We start from the raw sequence: 16,201 nt of genomic DNA on the forward strand, positions 1-16,201 counted from the left end.
ATTCGCTGCGTATATTCATACAAATATCGGTAAAAAAAGTTCATTTTCACTGCAATGATTCAATTTAAACAACTCAGTTTTTGGGAAAAAGTTACGCTTTTGGAAAATATTGATTTCCTGATAGTTGGAAGCGGGATAGCAGGCTCTGCATGTGCTCTGGAACTGAGAAGGAGAAATCCGGATGCAAAAATTGCGGTCCTTGAACGCAGTTATCTGCCCCTCGGGGCCAGTACAAAAAATGCCGGATTTGCGTGCTTCGGAAGTGTAACAGAACTTTTGGACGACCTCGAAAACGTTTCTGAAGAAAGCGTTTGGAACACGGTAAAATTGCGCTACGAAGGCTTGGAACGCTTGCTCCAACGCTTTTCAAAAGAAGATTTGAATTATGAGAATTGCGGTTCTTATGACCTGATTACCGAAGAAGAAGATTTAGCCGTTTATCATCCGAAACTGGATTATTTGAACCGGCAAATCGAATTTATAACCGGTCAAAAAAATTGTTATTCCTTCGAGAAAAATGTAAACGGGAAATTTGGTTTCAAAAGTTTTAAAGGCGGTTATTTCAATCGGCTGGAAGGTGCGATTGATACCGGAAAACTACTTTTAGCAACCCAAAAAGACCTGGCAAAAAACGGGATTATTGTATTAAACGGAATTGAGGTTCTTCAAATCCATTCCGATCAAAACGAGGTAATTCTTGAAACAAATTACGGGGAAATCCGATCAAAAAAAGCAGGAATTACCATCAATGGATTCGCTAAAAAACTGTTGCCGCAATTAGCTGTGGAACCAGCGAGAGCACAGGTCTTAGTTACTTCTGAGATCCAGAACCTTCCGGTAAAAGGAACCTTCCATTTAGACAAAGGCTATTATTACTTCCGGAATGTTGGGAACCGTATTTTATTCGGCGGGGGAAGGAACCTGGACTTCAAAGCGGAAAACACCTTTGATTTAAACCAGTCAAACCTGATCCAAAACGCTTTGGAAAAACTGCTCAGAGAGCAAATTATCCCGGATACAAAGTTTTCGATTGACTACAGATGGTCCGGAACAATGGGAGTTGGAACAGAAAAAGGGCCTATCATTGAGAAAATCGGACAAAACACTGCTGTTGGTGTACGTCTTGGCGGAATGGGCGTTGCAATCGGCTCATTAATAGGCGAAAGACTTGCCCACATTCTGAACGACTGAAAAATCCATGTATTTCAACGAAATGGTCAGTCAGATTTTCATTTTATTCTTGTATTTTCGAGCCAAATTAAACTCTTATGAACGCAGCACATTCGCACTTAATTATTAACCATTTTCCGATTATCGGATTAATTCTTGGAATCATTGTTCTTCTAATCGGAATACTTGCAAAATCCACCGTTACAAGGAGAGTCGGGTTATTGCTTTTTATCATAGCAGGGATCACTGCCCAAATTTCGGACGCAACCGGTGAAGGTGCCGAACACTTTGTGGAAGAAGCCGTAGAACAGCGTACCATTTCTCAGGACTGTCCGGATGCCATTCAGCAGACTCTTGAAAACACCGAAGAAACCGAAACATTGATCCATATCCACGAAGAACATGCGGAAGAACTAATGCCGATCATATGGGGAATCATGGCTTTATCCATTATTGCACTATTCCTGGAATTTAAGAAGAAATCAATGGCAATGCCCGCATCTATTATTGTGCTGATTATTGGTGTTATTGCAGCTTATTTTGCAAAAGAAGTGGGGAATTCGGGCGGCGAGATTTCTCACCCGGAAATCCGAAAAGACTTCAAGTTGAAGGAAAACACCTACCAGGACGAAGACTAAGAAATAATTATATAATACAGTAGGGGCGCGATTAATCGCGCCCCTACTGTATTAAACCAAATATTAGCAATTCATAAAACCATGCTCGAAAAATTCAACGCTTACTACCAGCCCGATGCAGATTGTGTTCCTGCATCCGCAGAAACCATCGAACGCTACCAGGACAAGGTCCCGGAATCCTTGATTGAGATCTGGAAAACCAGCGGATTCGGAAAATACAACAACGGACTGATCGAATTTGTGAACCCGGCAGATTTTGAAGACAGTTTATGGACATGGCTGGGAAGAGAAGTTTCGAATTACGTCCCGTTTGCAATCAGCGCATTCGGTGAACTGTTCTATTACCGGAGACTGACGGAAGTAGATGAAGATGTCTGCATCATTGATATTCAGTACCGTGAGATCAAAACGCTGATTTGGAGCATGAAGGGTTTCCTGGAAGATCTTTTACCGGACGAAGAAGACCGCTCTGTTTGGCTGCGCGAAAAACTCTTTACCGAAGCATTCAAACAACTTGGAAAACTGGAAAAAAACGAAGTATTTACTTTTGTTCCCATTCTGGCATTCGGAGGAGCCGAAGAAGTCGAATATCTTCAAAAAGGAAACGCACAGGTTTACCTGGACCTGGTATTCCAGATGACAAGTTAATAGAAACAAGTAGGGGCGCGATTAATCGCGCCCCTACTTGTTTATTGTTGCAATATTTTATTCCTGCGCCAAATCTTTTTTCGGTTCTTCAACCGGTTGGTCCAGTGTTGGATTTTCATCCGGTACATCGACTGCCGGTGATGAGGGATTTGGCATCCCGAAAGGCTTGGAAAATTGGGTTGGAGTTTGAATAATCTGATCCATTTTCACGGATTCTTCCAAAAGCGGTTTTTCGATAATATCTGTTGTTTCCCGAACCATTTTCTGAAGATCAAAATCAGTCTTCACGTCACCTGCTGATTTTTTAATCTCATTTTGAACGTCTTGTGAAGCCTGCCTGATCTGATGCATCGTTTTACCCATAGTACGGGCGATTCCCGGGATGCTTTTAGAACCAAAAAACATCAATATAACCAGTAAGATCAAAACGATTTCAGAACCGCCGACATCACTAAGAAATAAGGGTAAAACTGTCATAATGACAACAAAAGTAATCGATTTAATTGAGCTATCCTAGCAGATTGTCTTAGGAAACGTTAATTTTTAATCGTTTTTTAGATGATAATTTGGTTATATTTGCGCCCGAAAACATTAAAAAAGAAGCATGGCAACTACCGCAGATATTCGAAACGGACTGTGTATCAGATTCAACGACAAAATCAGTCAGATCATTGAATTCCAGCACGTAAAACCTGGTAAGGGACCGGCTTTCGTTCGTACGAAAATGCGTGTGATCGAATCCGGAAAAGTAATTGACAATACATTCTCTGCCGGTCACAAAATTGACATCGTTCGTGTAGAAAACCGCGAATACCAGTACTTGTACCAGGAAGATGACAACTTTATCTTCATGAATAACGAAACGTTTGAACAAGTTCCTATTCCTACAAAAATGGTGGAAAAACCTGCTTTCTTATTGGAGGGAATGATCTGTAACATTTTATATGATGCAAACGATGAAGTTCCATTAGTTGTTGAATTACCGATGTACTTGATTTCCGAAGTAACTTACACGGAGCCGGGAGTTAAAGGAGATACAGCTACAAACTCTATGAAAGCTGCAACCATTGCAACCGGTGCAGAGGTGAAAGTTCCTTTATTCATCGATATGGGAGAAGTTATTAAAATCGACACCAGAACAGGTGTTTATGTAGAGCGTGTAAAGAACTGATACGAATATTTAATTTTAAGGAAAAAGGAGATCTGCGGGTTTCCTTTTTTTGTAGATGGATTACGGTAGGGGTGGAAAATTTTCCGCCCCTACCTGCATAACAAAATGGAAAAATGGAAAAAATCATTCGCTTAGGAGCCAAAGAAATCAATATCCAATGGATCAATCCGGGTTCCGCCATTGATTCCAAACCCGTTTTGATATTCCTTCATGAGGCATTGGGCAGTATTATCCAATGGAAGAGCTTCCCAACCGAATTATGCCGTTCATTAAACCTTCCGGGAGTCGTTATTGAACGAACAGGACACGGGAAATCAAGTGGATTATCCGGAAAACGTGACATTCATTACCTGCACAATTATACAGACGAAACACAAGAAGTTCTTAAAGAAATTCTGAATCCGGACCAGAAAATCATTCTTATCGGGCACAGTGACGGCGGAAGCATTGCCCTGCTTCTTGCTTCCCGGGAACTAAAAAACCTGCTGGCTGTTGTTACAATAGCTGCACATACCTTTGTAGAAGAGGAAACGTTGGCGGGAATTCATCCGGCAATTGAAGCATTTGAAGCCGGGAAACTGGATGGATTATTCCGCATTCACGGAGATAAAACAAAAGAACTATTCTACGCCTGGTCAGATACCTGGCTGGAGCCATCCTTTAAAAGCTGGGACATCCGCCATGAGATCCAATCTTTTCGAATTCCTGCAATGGCCATGCAGGGAAAAAACGACCAGTACGGAACCGAAGAGCAAGTCAACTCGATAGTTTCAGATCGTAAAAACCGAAAAGGAAGCATGATCCCCGGCTGTGGTCATCACCCGCATTTGGAAAAGAAGGATTGGGTTATTACCGAGATTGAAAACTGGATCAACACCATGCTTTTCAAGCAGTAACAAACCAAATCAAAAAAAGGATTTAATTCCATTACCACCAAAAAAATCTCCTTTTAACGAATGATCCGACAATAGCAATTTGCAATTCAAAATTCGCAATTATTACGGAATCGTTATTTTTTCAAATAAACATGCTCTAAACCATCTAAAACCAGTAACTTTGCGCTCGTTTTTATAATTTATACTGAATAGCTAATGAGTAATGCATTGGGGAACCATATTCTGGTTGAGTTTATGGGGTGCGATCCGCACATTATGAATGATGTATCTTCGATCGAGCGCGACATGGTAGACGCGGCTTTGAAAGCAGGTGCAACTGTGATTAACTCTACATTCCACCATTTTTCTCCCTATGGAGTTTCCGGTGTAGTGGTAATTCAAGAAAGCCATTTGGCAATTCATACATGGCCGGAATACGGTTATGCTGCAGTGGATTTGTTCACTTGCGGGGAAATGGATGCCTGGATTTCATTTGATTATCTGAAGGAGTGTTTTGGTGCCAAGAACTATTCTGCTTTGGAAATGAAGCGTGGAGCAGTTCAGTTATTAACAAGAAATGACTTCGATATTTCATCTATGCGCCAGAAAGCAGGCGAATGGACAAATCCTGAAATGTATACACGCAACGTGTGGTTTACAGATAAGGACGACAACCAGGCATTGTCTCTTCGCTACACAGGTGAAGTATTCTATGACGTTCAGTCGCCATTCCAGCGCGTACGCATCCTGGAATCTCCGAAATACGGGAAGTTGCTGACTTTGGACGATATGTTCATGACCACTGAAAAAGATGAGTTTCATTACCACGAAATGATCTCCCACCCTGCTATGTTTACACATGGGAATGCTAAGAACATTTTGGTGATCGGTGGCGGTGACGGTGGAACTGTGCGTGAATTTTTACGTCATGACAGCGTTGAAAAAGTAACCATGGTTGAAATCGACGGTGAAGTAATCAAAGCATGTAAAGAACACCTGCCGGGAATCGCTGCTTCTTTCGACCATCCGAAACTGAACCTGATCGTTGGTGACGGGATTGCTTTTGCAAAAGAAGCTGCCGACGAAACGTATGACCTGGTAATCGTAGACGGATCGGATCCGGTGGGTCCGGCAGAAGGATTGTTCTCCGTAGAATTCTACAGAAACTGTCACCGTATTATGAAACCGGGCGGGATTTTGGTAGCTCAGGGAGAATCACCGAAATTCAACGAGCAGGCATTCACGGAATTAAACATCACATTACAGCATATTTTCGGAAAAGAGAACGCTCCTGTTTCTTTATTCTTCGTTCCAACATATCCAACAGGAATGTGGAGCTTCCAATACGGATTAAAAGGAAGTGCTCAGCCGAAATCAATTACAAACGATACGGAAATTGACCAGTTTGTAAGCGCTAAAGGATTGAAATACTACAATGCTGACATTCACAAAGCAAGTTTCGCTTTACCTAATTTCGTGAAAAATCTGATTAATGGATAATTCAAAGAAATTTGATCCGAACGGAGTTGGTATTGCAAACGGGAATATTTTCGGATTTCCGGTTGAAGAACAGCATGCGGATATTGTCATTATTCCTGTGCCCTGGGATGCAACAGCATCTTACGGAAAAGGAACCAGTGACGGACCAAAAGCTATCCTGGATGCCAGCACGCAGTTAGACTTTTACCATCCGCAGTTGCCGGAAGCATGGAATACGCAGGTTTTCATGACACCGATTTCCGTAGAAATGAAACAGATCAACGACCAGATGTGTATTGATACGGTTCAGTACATCGGTTTCCTGGAAGAAGGTGGCGAACTGGATGAAAACAGTCCGTTTAATGAAGTACTTGAGAAAGTAAATGCAACTTCGGACCTGTTGAAAAACAATCTGAAGGAACGCGCAAAAAAACTGCTTGGTGAGCATAAAATTGTGGCCGTTTTGGGCGGGGAACACAGTACTCCGTTAGGTTTAATGGAAGCTTTAAATGACCAGGGACAACCATTTGGCATTCTTCAAATTGATGCTCATGCCGATTTGAGAGAAGCATACGAAGGTTTCCAGCAATCACACGCTAGTATCATGTACAATGTATTACAATCCTGTAACAACCTTGAGAAGTTAGTGCAGGTTGGAATTCGCGATATTGCACATTCGGAAGTACAACTCTCAGATTCAGACCCGCGGGTAAAGACATTTTACGACTGGGACCTGAAAAAAGGACAGTTTGAAGGCCAGACATGGAAAGAACAGGTTGCCATGATCTTAAACGAATTGCCGCAACGGGTTTACATTTCTTTCGACATAGATGGATTGCTTCCTTCTCTTTGTCCGAATACAGGAACTCCGGTTGTAGGCGGATTCGAATTGGAGCAAATCAATTACTTGTTCTTCCAGCTTGTAGAATCGGGAAGGAAGATCATTGGTTTCGACCTGAACGAAGTTGCCCCGGGAAAAGAGGGTGACTGGGACGCTAACGTAGGCGCCAGAGCCTTGTGGAATCTCGTTTGTGCAACGGAAAAAAGCCGTAAGTTAAACTACTGATATTTCACTTCAAACAGTGAAGGGAACACCTGAAGAAAAATAAGCTTCAGGTGTTTTTTTATTTATATATTCGTATCGTATAAAGGAAAGAAATGTTGAAAAACAAGCTGGTACTCTTATTGATTCTTTTTACTGTTCATTTTGCGGCACTTTCCCCTGCTCAGAACATTACCTTACAAGGAAGGATCAATACGAAGCACTTTTCGATCAATGACTATGGAAGCGCCGGACAGATCTGGACGGGATTGCAGTCAGCCAATGGGAATGTGCTTTTCGGAAACAGACAGGATATCCTTTCTTTTAACGGGATTGAATGGTCTAAAATCAAAACCGATAAGGAGAAAACAAAGAAAGCCATTCAGGAAAGCTGCACAGACACCTATGTTTCCAAATTATATTTAGCTTCTGACGACCGCGTTTACGTGGGGCGCGATAACAATTTCGGTTACCTGGATTACTCCAGCAAAGGTGAATTGGTTTATTACCCGGTTTTTTACGGCGGACTCAAAAACAATATCGGTCAGGTATGGAATATTTTTGAGCTGGGAGACAATTCCGTTCTTTTCGCAGCCGAAAAAGGATTGTTTGTTTTCAAGAACGGGAAAGCCACTCAACTTCAATTGCCAGATACCTTCCAGGAATTGGAGTGCAGAACATCCTGCCGGGTGCTAAATGGTGTTTTATTAACTTTTCAATCAAAAGCCGAGTTCAAATCGCGGGTTGAGAATTACCTGTATTACGACGTTGTAAACTCAAAGCTGAAAGAAATCAAACTACCGCTTTCGGTGCACATCAAAAATATCCGAGGAAGCTTCCAGATAGATAACATTTGGTACGTTGTGGATGCGCGAAGTAAAATTTACAGTGTTAGCAATTCTGCCGGAAACATACAGCGCTGGGATTCCGTGCCGCGAACGAAATTCCCTTGTTTGAGTAAATATTTCGTAAATACCGTAACAAAAGCCGGCAACTATCTTTTGGTAAGTACGGAAAACAACGGTTTGGTGATCGGGGATCTTTCCGGTAAAATTATCCGGGAATACAACCTGGAAGATGATTTGGCGAACCTAACGATCAATCAATCATTCTTCGACAACGATTTCAACCTGTGGTTGTGCCTTGGGAATGGTATCCAGTTTATCGAGACAGGTTCTCCTCTCTCCTACTTCCATAAAAATGAAGGGGTCACCTCTCAGATTGAGACCATTGATTTTAACTCCGGAATTCCTTTGATCGGAACCCATAATGGAGTTATTTCTCCGCTAAGGAACGAATCTGGAACAAAACTGGTCCCTTTCGGATCATTGAATGAAATTATTTTCGACATCGAAACGATCAAAACCCGTGAAGGAAATAAATCCATGGTTATCGGGTATAACGGTGTTTTCGATCTGAATACTTTATCTGGCAAACATATTTCGGCATCCTATCAATACGCAATTGCCTTTGAAAAAAATCCAAAAGACCCGAATTCCATTTACCTCACGCTGGAAGGCGGTCTGGCAAAATTAAACCTGCTTCCGAACGGAAAATGGGAATACGAAGAATTGGTTGGAGATGCCGGTGGTGAAACAGTGAGTTTAGCCTATTTGAATAATAAAGTTTTCTTCAGTATCCGTTCAAAAGGAGTTGGAATCTATGATCTGGCTGCAAAGAAGTTTAAAACGGTAACCATACCAAGTCTCAGCAAAGAGGATCAGAACAATAACTTTTATGTAGAGGAGTTTAAAGGCCAGTTATTTGTCGGAACAGCAAACGGGATGTTCGTTTACAATGAGAAAACGGGTAAAATTGATCCGTTTGAGCCATCGAAAGTATTCAAAACCAGGAATTACAAGAACACCATTCACCGTATTGTCAACGTTAATAATGAACAGCTTTGGGTGGTTATTTACCAGGATAAGAAAGACGGGAAGTTTGAAAACATCTTCGGTTGGTTTGAAAAACGTGGTTCCGAATGGAAATGGACATCCTGGCCGCTAGCAGGCCTGAAAAATGCCGGATTGGTTTTCGCAGTGGAAAAAAATCCATTAGCAAATGAAGTATGGATCGGAGCTAACGACGGTTTGTTTATTTTAAACCTGGATGCGATCCGTAAAAACAGGAATCCGTTTAAGGTTCAGATCGACCGCCTGGAAGTAAACGGGAAAAGTTTCCTGTTCGATGTTTCCAAAAGCAAGAAACTGGAAGGATTGGATTATGCTCAAAACTCCTTCAAACTGATCTTTCATGCGAATTCTTTCTCTTGTTTGGGACCAACAACTTTCAGTTACAAGTTAGAAGGATTTAGTGATCAATGGTCACAGTGGTCTCCGCTGAACTTCGCCAACTTCGAAAAAATCCCTGAAGGAACTTACACTTTCAAAGTAAAAGCGAAATCAGCATATGGTATTGAAAGTGAAATCCTGACTTACGAAATCGTAGTGCTCCCACCCTGGTACAGAACAGTCTGGGCTTATATTTTCTACGTAATCCTTTTGATATTCCTGATCTATTTTGTTGTTCATCTTTCTACCCAGCGTGTAAAAAGACAAAATCAGAAACTGGAGGAAATTGTACAGCAGCGTACCAAGGAAATTGCGGAACAAAATCACCAGCTGGAAATTCAGAAAGAGGAGATTACCGCTAAAACAATGGATATTTTGGACAGTATCCATTACGCCAAACGTATCCAGTCGACCATCCTGCCTACCACTTCCCGTTTGAACGAACTATTCAGACAGCACTTTGTGTTCTACCGCCCGAAAGATATCGTTTCCGGAGATTTTTACTGGGCTCGTGAAGTTCAGGGTAAAGTAATTTTCTCAGCGGTCGATTGTACCGGACACGGAGTTCCCGGAGCCTTGGTAAGTATTGTCGGTAACAACGGCTTGCTTCGTGCTATCAATGAGTTTAAACTGACCGAACCGAATGACATCCTGAACAAACTGCGTGAGATCGTAATTGACGCTTTCCGTGCAGAAGGGCAATCGGACGTGAAAGACGGAATGGATATTGCACTTTGTTCCATTGATCAGCAGACGGGAATTTTAAAGTTCTCAGGAGCAAACAATGAATGTGTGATTATCCGTCAGGGAGAAATCATTGAATTAAAACCCAACAAACAGCCTATCGGTCAATTCATCGATGCAAAACCATTTACTTCCGAAGAATTCCAATTGCAGCATGGAGACTGCGTTTATCTGTATACGGACGGGTACGTGGACCAGTTTGGGGGCGACCGTTTGAAAAAGTTCAAATCCAGACCTTTTAAGTCCTTGCTGGCAACGATCTATCACCTGGATATGAACGAACAATACAAAGAAATCCAACGAACTTTTGATACCTGGAAACACGATGTTGACCAAGTTGATGATGTATGTGTATTTGCAGTAAAATATATAAACCCTTCGCATGAGAGCTAAATGGCCCGCATTACTGGCATGGGTGTTTTTAGCACTTATGATCTTACTTTTTTTAGGATGGAGTGAATTTTCCTGGAGACTGACCAGGGTTCTTCCGTTTTTTATAAGCTGCCTGTTCCTGTTTTTCCAGGTATTGACGGTTAGTAAGATCAGTTCGGGAACATTTCGCCTGATCAACATTTCCTTACTGATTATACAGGTTTTGTTTCTGGTTTCATTTTTACTTTCATTGGTAGAAATCTCACAAATCTGGAAATTAAATATGCTGTTCCTGCTCGCGGCAACACATGTTTATCTATTAGACCTGAATAACCGTTTTATTCAAAGAAGGTTTTTTTCCAAATGGCTGCTCCTGATTTTACTGGTAATAAGCCTCGTTGCATTCTTATTCATAGAGAAATCACCGTACTTAATGAACGTCGGATTTATCAGTGCAATTATTTCCGGTTTGGTGGTTTTAATGAATATCTTTTTATTCAATCCGAAGAGGGAATTATAAATTTTATAATTATCAAGACTTTGTCTTCCTATCCTTGATAATTGATAATTATTATTCCCCTTTTACATACGTCCCGATCGCATACAAGCGCTTCAGCCAGTATTCAGAATCTTCAATATTCGTAATAATCACACCTTTACTTGAACTGGCATGAATCATCGTCAGAGGTTCTCCTTTTGCAGAAACAATAATTCCAACATGTGAAATTCCCGAACCATTATTAAAGAACACCAAATCTCCTTTTTGCGCATTTTTCTGTTTCACTTTCACAGACGCATTGTATTGGTCTTCTGCCCTTCTGCTTAAAGCAACTTTAAATTCTTTCATCACAAAACTGGTGAATCCGCTGCAGTCAAATCCATTAGCATCAATTCCTGCCCATTTGTATGGAACTCCGATGTATTTTTTGGCATACTTAACAATTTTCTCACGCTCTTCAGAACTAGCAGGCGTTTCCTTAATTTCAGGTGCGTCTACAGCCGGCGGTTGAATTTCTCCGGGAACATCCAGGTCCGGAATGCGGTCGAACAGTCCAAACAGGATTTGCTGAACCTCGTCATACTTTGCCTGTTTTCCTTCGGATTTGTAAGCCAGCGCTTTTTGAACCAGGTCGCGTTTCAATTGTGAAACATGATTCAGATGCGTATTGAATACTTTGATTCCATCCGGAGAAGCCAATACCTGGCTGAATAATTCACGTGCCTCCTGTAATGCTTTCGGATGGAACTCACCCCACAATCCCTTGTCGGCCAACTGAAAAAGCGCCAGGCTTTTGTAAAATTCAGGTTTGAATGAATAATCGTAATCCGGTTGATCCAATAGTCTATTCGCTTTCCGCAGGACCATATTATAATGTCCCTGATCGTACAATACTTCCAGCTTATCTAATGCTTTTACCTGCCCGAAAGAAGTGAGTGAAACAAAAATAAGGGCGGTCAATAAAAAGATTTTCGAGTGCTTCATAACTGAACTATACGCTTTAAAATTACAAAAAGCACCTGTTTGTTGGATGAATAAAAGACCAACAGCGAATTGTTGATAAGAGAACGGGATACGGAATGAGAATGAGGAATGGATCTTAATTCGAATCCGGATTTGTTCTTAAGGAACTATATACTCATTCTCCGCTCTCGTACTCATTTTGTTTTTTTTAACATGAAACGTGAACTTAGACTGTTTCTAACAAGTCGATTGAACGTTTTATCCTTATATTAGTATTCTTAAGAAAATTGTATGAAATACCATGTCTTTTTGTTGATCCTTGGATTAAGCTTCAACTCTTTTACATCCTCCGCCCAAAAAGTTCCTGCTGAACCAAAAACTCCTACAAACGGTCAGCGCCTGGATGAAATCTTCACTTATGTAGACAAATTATACGTTGACCCGGTTAACGACAAAGAATTAATGGATGCAGCAATTATAGGCATGCTGGAGAAACTGGACCCGCATACGGTTTATATCCCAAAAGATGAAGTAGATGCTGCAAACGTGGCTATCGACGGAAGCTTTGTGGGAATTGGGGTTCGATTCCAAATACTGAAAGATACTTTAATGGTTGTTGAAACAATTGTCGGAGGTCCGTCTGAAAAATTAGGAATCCGTGCAGGTGATAAAATTGTTGCCATTGACGGACAAAGTGTTGCTGGTATCGGTTTGAAAAATGCCCAGGTTCGCGAAAAACTCCTTGGAGAAGCCGGCACAAAAGTGAAAGTCGATATCATGCGTAAAGCACAGAAAAAATTAATAAACTATGTCATTACACGAGACAAGGTTCCGGTAAATTCGGTTGATTGTTCATATATGATCAGCCCGAAAATCGGTTATTTGAAACTAACTTCCTTCTCGCGCAGTTCTCATGACGAGATCAAAAAAGGCCTGGATAAACTGAAGTCCCAGGGAATGGAAAGCCTGATTCTGGATTTGCAGGGAAATGGAGGCGGATTGCTTTATGCCGCTCAATTAATTGCCGATGAATTCCTGTCAGATAATAAATTGATCGTATACTCGGAAGGACGCGCGCAGCCTCGCCAGGATCTAAGTGCAGGACGAAATGGTTCCTGGGAAAAAGGAAAAGTAATCGTTTTAATCGATGACAATTCTGCGTCTGCTTCCGAAATCCTTTCCGGGGCAATCCAGGATTGGGACCGTGGACTGATTGTTGGCCGACGAAGCTATGGGAAAGGGCTGGTTCAACGACCGATCGACCTTTCGGACGGATCTCAGATGCGTCTGACAATTGCCCGTTACTTCACTCCTTCCGGGCGCTTTATTCAACGTCCGTATGAAAATATCGATGATTACAAGAACGAATACATGCGTCGCTTCATGCACGGTGAATTTTCTCACATCGACAGCATCAAACTTCCGGATTCTTTGAAATTTGAAACCCGCGTAACCAAAAGACCTGTTTATGGCGGCGGCGGAATCATGCCTGATTTCTTCGTTCCGATTGATACTTCCGAAATCACGGACCTTTACCGAAATACTGTTCAAAACGGAGCTTTCACGAGCTTCCCTTTAACTTATGTGGATAAAAACCGGGATGAATTACACAAAAAATATGAAACTGTAGAACAGTTCATCGCTAATTTTAATGTCGACAAAAAACTGATGGACGAATTCTTTGCTTATGTGAAGAAAGAAAACAAAGATTTTGAGTTCAACGAAGAGCAATATAAGCAGAGTAAAGACATTATGGAATTGAGATTAAAGGCAACCATTGCCAATGATTTATATGGCATTGAAGCTTTTTATATGATCTACAACCAAAAGAATGAAATCCTGCAAAAAGCAATTCAATTGCTTGAATCAAATGAATACGACAAACAAAAACTGGCATTAAACTAAACATGAAAAAGAGAAGTTTCTTTATCGGCCTTATACTCTTAGGCGGACTGACCGTTGCTTGTTCAGGCAATACCGAAAAAACAGAAAGCGAAAGCACTGCAATCATGGAAGTTGCGGACGATCCGGAAACGATCAAAGCAAATGAACAAGCATTAAAGGAATTAAAAGAACAACAGCGCATTGAAGCTGAATCCAGCACATCGATGAAAATCGATAAAGAAATCCATGATTTCGGGAAGGTAGTGGACGGAGTAGAAAATCATTGTACGTTTACGGTGACAAACACCGGAGACAAGCCTTTGGTACTATCAGATGTAAAAGCAAGCTGCGGATGCACCACTCCAAGCAAGCCGGAAGGCCCTATTGCCCCGGGGAAATCAGACAAGATTGAAGTCGGTTTCAAACCCAGCGGAAAAGGAGTCAGCGAAAAAACAATTACAATAACTGCAAACACATATCCTCGAATTACCGTGGTAAGAGTGAAAGCAGACGTCCAATAATTGAAATTTATGCAAACATGTAGGGGGTGCGATTAATCGCACCCCCTACATGTTTATTATAATAGGTTTTTCAAAGAAGCAGATTTCTTAGCATACGATTCAATCGCTGCCTTTGTAGATTCTTTCAACTTGCTGTAACCGCTCACAATACTAACAACATCTTCCTCAATATTTCCGTTGTATTTCAACTGCTTCGGTGCGTTTTCCTGGATCAGTAAACGCAAAAACCGGTATTCTGCATTCCCGTCATTCGATTTGATCTCAGATTCCAATAATTTTTTACCAATACTGAACAGGCTCATTTTGTCCTTAGGCGTTTTTTGGAATTGGGCTGCTTTCATTTGCAATGCACCTTTAAAGGCCTTTACCTCAGATGACTCTTTCATGTTTATAATCCCGTCCAATTGTTTCTGAACAATATCTTTCGAATCACTGGCAAGTGCATTATAAATAGCTTTTCGATCCAATTGAGCCTGCGCATTCAATGTTAGAACAGTAATGAAAATGAAAGTCAGAAATTTCATAGCGTTTATTTTGTACAAAGATACTTTGTTAACTCCAGAATGATGAGTTCTAAATGCAAAAACTACACCAAAACCAGCTACGAAAGATCCAAAAACTTCTGCATGCTGCCGGTTCTCCGGCACACCGGGATTCAATATTTGCATTCGGCAGCGAATTTTGTTAAATTTATACTTACAAATCATTCAAAGATGTTCATAGAAATTAATCCGGATAATATTGACAACCGTCTCATTCAGCAAGTTGTGGACGAATTGAAAAAAGGAGGAATTATTATTATTCCTACTGATGCGGTTTACGCAGTTGCTTGTGATGTCATGAACAAAAAGGGATTGGCAGAACTTGCCCGATGGAAGGATGTGAAACTGTCAAAAGCAAACTTTTCCATCATTTGTTCGGACATGAGCCAGGTTTCGGAATATGTAAAGCAGCTAGACAGAAACACTTTCCGTTTATTGAAACATTACCTGCCCGGACCTTTCACATTCATTTTGGATGCCACCAACGAAGTTTCCAAACTGTTTGATTCCAGTAAAAAAGAGATCGGTATTCGTATTCCCGACAATAAAATTGTGCAGGCAATTGTAGAGCGTTTGGGAAATCCGATGGCTGTTACCTCACTTCATGATTCCGAGGATGAAATCATGGATTATTTCGTGGATCCGGCATCTATCTATGAGCGCTACGACGATGAAGTAGCTGTTATTATTGATGGCGGTCCGGGGAAACTGGATGCTTCAACCATTGTAGATTGCACAAACGGAAATGCTGAAATCATCCGTCAGGGAGTTGGCCAAATAGATTTATGATTGTCATTATAGACTGCGGAAGTTCGAAAACGCCTCTCATTGAATCCATCATTTATGAATTCATGGACACGCGGATTGTTCCTCTTTTTGAATTCCAAAGAGAGCTTCACAACGACGCGCTTGGCTTTGTGATTTCCGGAGCTCCCATTCTTATTACGGAAGTTGATACGGAACCATACCTGAAACAATTCGAGTGGCTGAAAACAGAGACACTCCCCGTTTTAGGAATTTGTTTCGGCCACCAGATGCTTGGACTAACTTTCGGAGCACTTTCCAACAGGCAGCGAGAAGACCGTGACTGGCAAATTATCGAGGTGATTACAGACTGCCCGCTTTTCGACAAACTTCCAACGGAGATCGAATTGATGGAAGATCATTGCGAAGCAATCAGTATTCCTGCGGATTTTATCCACACAGCCGTTTCTGATGCGACCGTAAACGAAGGAATGATGCACAAAAGCCTTCCGCTTTACGGCGTACAATTCCATCCGGAAGTATCCGGGAATCACGGCGTTATTATTCTTGAAAACTTTGTTCATATTTGTGAACGCCATTCGAAATAGAAGCACAATA

The 16,201-nt window shown here is 41.3% G+C and carries 16 protein-coding genes; 13 read left to right on the top strand and 3 right to left on the bottom strand.

From position 1 onward, the window contains the following. The first annotated feature begins 54 nt into the window (after positions 1-54). From QZT69_RS15690 to QZT69_RS15700, 3 genes are all read left to right on the top strand, one after another. The gene (locus QZT69_RS15690; protein WP_294677087.1) at positions 55-1,191 is read left to right on the top strand and encodes an FAD-binding oxidoreductase; all 1,137 of its coding nucleotides are present in this window, start codon (positions 55-57) and stop codon (positions 1,189-1,191) included. A 77-nt stretch (positions 1,192-1,268) separates the two neighbouring features. Beyond that, the gene (locus tag QZT69_RS15695; protein ID WP_294677088.1) at positions 1,269-1,808 is read left to right on the top strand and encodes a hypothetical protein; all 540 of its coding nucleotides are present in this window, start codon (positions 1,269-1,271) and stop codon (positions 1,806-1,808) included. A gap of 81 nt (positions 1,809-1,889) precedes the next feature. Then, entirely contained in the window at positions 1,890-2,456 is a 567-nt protein-coding gene (locus tag QZT69_RS15700) for a T6SS immunity protein Tdi1 domain-containing protein (RefSeq protein ID WP_294677089.1), read from the top strand. A 57-nt stretch (positions 2,457-2,513) separates the two neighbouring features. Here the strand turns inward: QZT69_RS15700 and QZT69_RS15705 are convergent, their stop codons facing one another. Next, on the bottom strand, positions 2,514-2,933 hold the full coding sequence (locus tag QZT69_RS15705; RefSeq protein WP_294677090.1) for a twin-arginine translocase TatA/TatE family subunit: 420 nt from the start codon (positions 2,931-2,933) through the stop codon (positions 2,514-2,516). 127 nt (positions 2,934-3,060) lie between these two features. Here QZT69_RS15705 and efp point away from each other — a divergent pair, with 127 nt between their 5' ends. From efp to QZT69_RS15735, 6 genes are all read left to right on the top strand, one after another. Continuing rightward, a complete protein-coding gene (efp, locus tag QZT69_RS15710; protein WP_294677091.1) occupies positions 3,061-3,627 on the top strand; it encodes an elongation factor P in 567 nt (188 codons plus the stop codon). 113 nt (positions 3,628-3,740) lie between these two features. Next, on the top strand, positions 3,741-4,523 hold the full coding sequence (locus QZT69_RS15715) for an alpha/beta hydrolase (RefSeq protein WP_294677092.1): 783 nt from the start codon (positions 3,741-3,743) through the stop codon (positions 4,521-4,523). A 195-nt stretch (positions 4,524-4,718) separates the two neighbouring features. Next, a complete protein-coding gene (gene speE / locus QZT69_RS15720) occupies positions 4,719-6,002 on the top strand; it encodes a polyamine aminopropyltransferase (RefSeq protein ID WP_294677093.1) in 1,284 nt (427 codons plus the stop codon). Next, the gene (locus QZT69_RS15725; protein ID WP_294677094.1) at positions 5,995-7,047 is read left to right on the top strand and encodes an agmatinase family protein; all 1,053 of its coding nucleotides are present in this window, start codon (positions 5,995-5,997) and stop codon (positions 7,045-7,047) included. The genes speE and QZT69_RS15725 overlap by 8 nt, the downstream gene beginning before the upstream one ends. A gap of 92 nt (positions 7,048-7,139) precedes the next feature. After that, positions 7,140-10,451, top strand: coding sequence for a SpoIIE family protein phosphatase (locus QZT69_RS15730; RefSeq protein ID WP_294677095.1), 3,312 nt, complete (start codon positions 7,140-7,142; stop codon positions 10,449-10,451). Beyond that, positions 10,441-10,950 (top strand): hypothetical protein, encoded by a 510-nt coding sequence (locus tag QZT69_RS15735; protein ID WP_294677096.1) that lies wholly within the window; start codon positions 10,441-10,443, stop codon positions 10,948-10,950. Before QZT69_RS15730 ends, QZT69_RS15735 begins: the two co-directional genes overlap by 11 nt. A 51-nt stretch (positions 10,951-11,001) precedes the next feature. Here QZT69_RS15735 and QZT69_RS15740 read toward each other — a convergent pair whose 3' ends face one another. Then, entirely contained in the window at positions 11,002-11,913 is a 912-nt protein-coding gene (locus QZT69_RS15740; RefSeq protein ID WP_294677097.1) for a C40 family peptidase, read from the bottom strand. Positions 11,914-12,183: 270 nt separating this feature from the next. Here QZT69_RS15740 and QZT69_RS15745 point away from each other — a divergent pair, with 270 nt between their 5' ends. Both QZT69_RS15745 and QZT69_RS15750 read left to right on the top strand, forming a co-directional pair. After that, entirely contained in the window at positions 12,184-13,797 is a 1,614-nt protein-coding gene (locus tag QZT69_RS15745; protein ID WP_294677098.1) for a S41 family peptidase, read from the top strand. A gap of 2 nt (positions 13,798-13,799) precedes the next feature. Further along, a complete protein-coding gene (locus tag QZT69_RS15750) occupies positions 13,800-14,297 on the top strand; it encodes a DUF1573 domain-containing protein (protein ID WP_294677099.1) in 498 nt (165 codons plus the stop codon). 56 nt (positions 14,298-14,353) lie between these two features. Here QZT69_RS15750 and QZT69_RS15755 read toward each other — a convergent pair whose 3' ends face one another. Further along, entirely contained in the window at positions 14,354-14,821 is a 468-nt protein-coding gene (locus QZT69_RS15755) for a hypothetical protein (protein ID WP_294677100.1), read from the bottom strand. A 189-nt stretch (positions 14,822-15,010) separates the two neighbouring features. On the opposite strand from QZT69_RS15755, the gene QZT69_RS15760 reads away from it, so the two are divergent. Together QZT69_RS15760 and QZT69_RS15765 are read left to right on the top strand one after the other, a co-directional pair. Beyond that, positions 15,011-15,628 carry an L-threonylcarbamoyladenylate synthase gene (locus QZT69_RS15760; RefSeq protein ID WP_294677101.1) on the top strand — a complete coding sequence of 206 codons (618 nt, stop codon included), beginning with the start codon at positions 15,011-15,013 and terminating at the stop codon, positions 15,626-15,628. After that, positions 15,625-16,191, top strand: a complete 567-nt coding sequence (locus QZT69_RS15765) for a gamma-glutamyl-gamma-aminobutyrate hydrolase family protein (RefSeq protein WP_294677102.1) — start codon at positions 15,625-15,627, stop codon at positions 16,189-16,191. The genes QZT69_RS15760 and QZT69_RS15765 overlap by 4 nt, the downstream gene beginning before the upstream one ends. Positions 16,192-16,201 lie beyond the last annotated feature (10 nt).

This window comes from uncultured Fluviicola sp. (genome assembly GCF_902168135.1).
GTDB lineage: Bacteria > Bacteroidota > Bacteroidia > Flavobacteriales_D > Crocinitomicaceae > Fluviicola.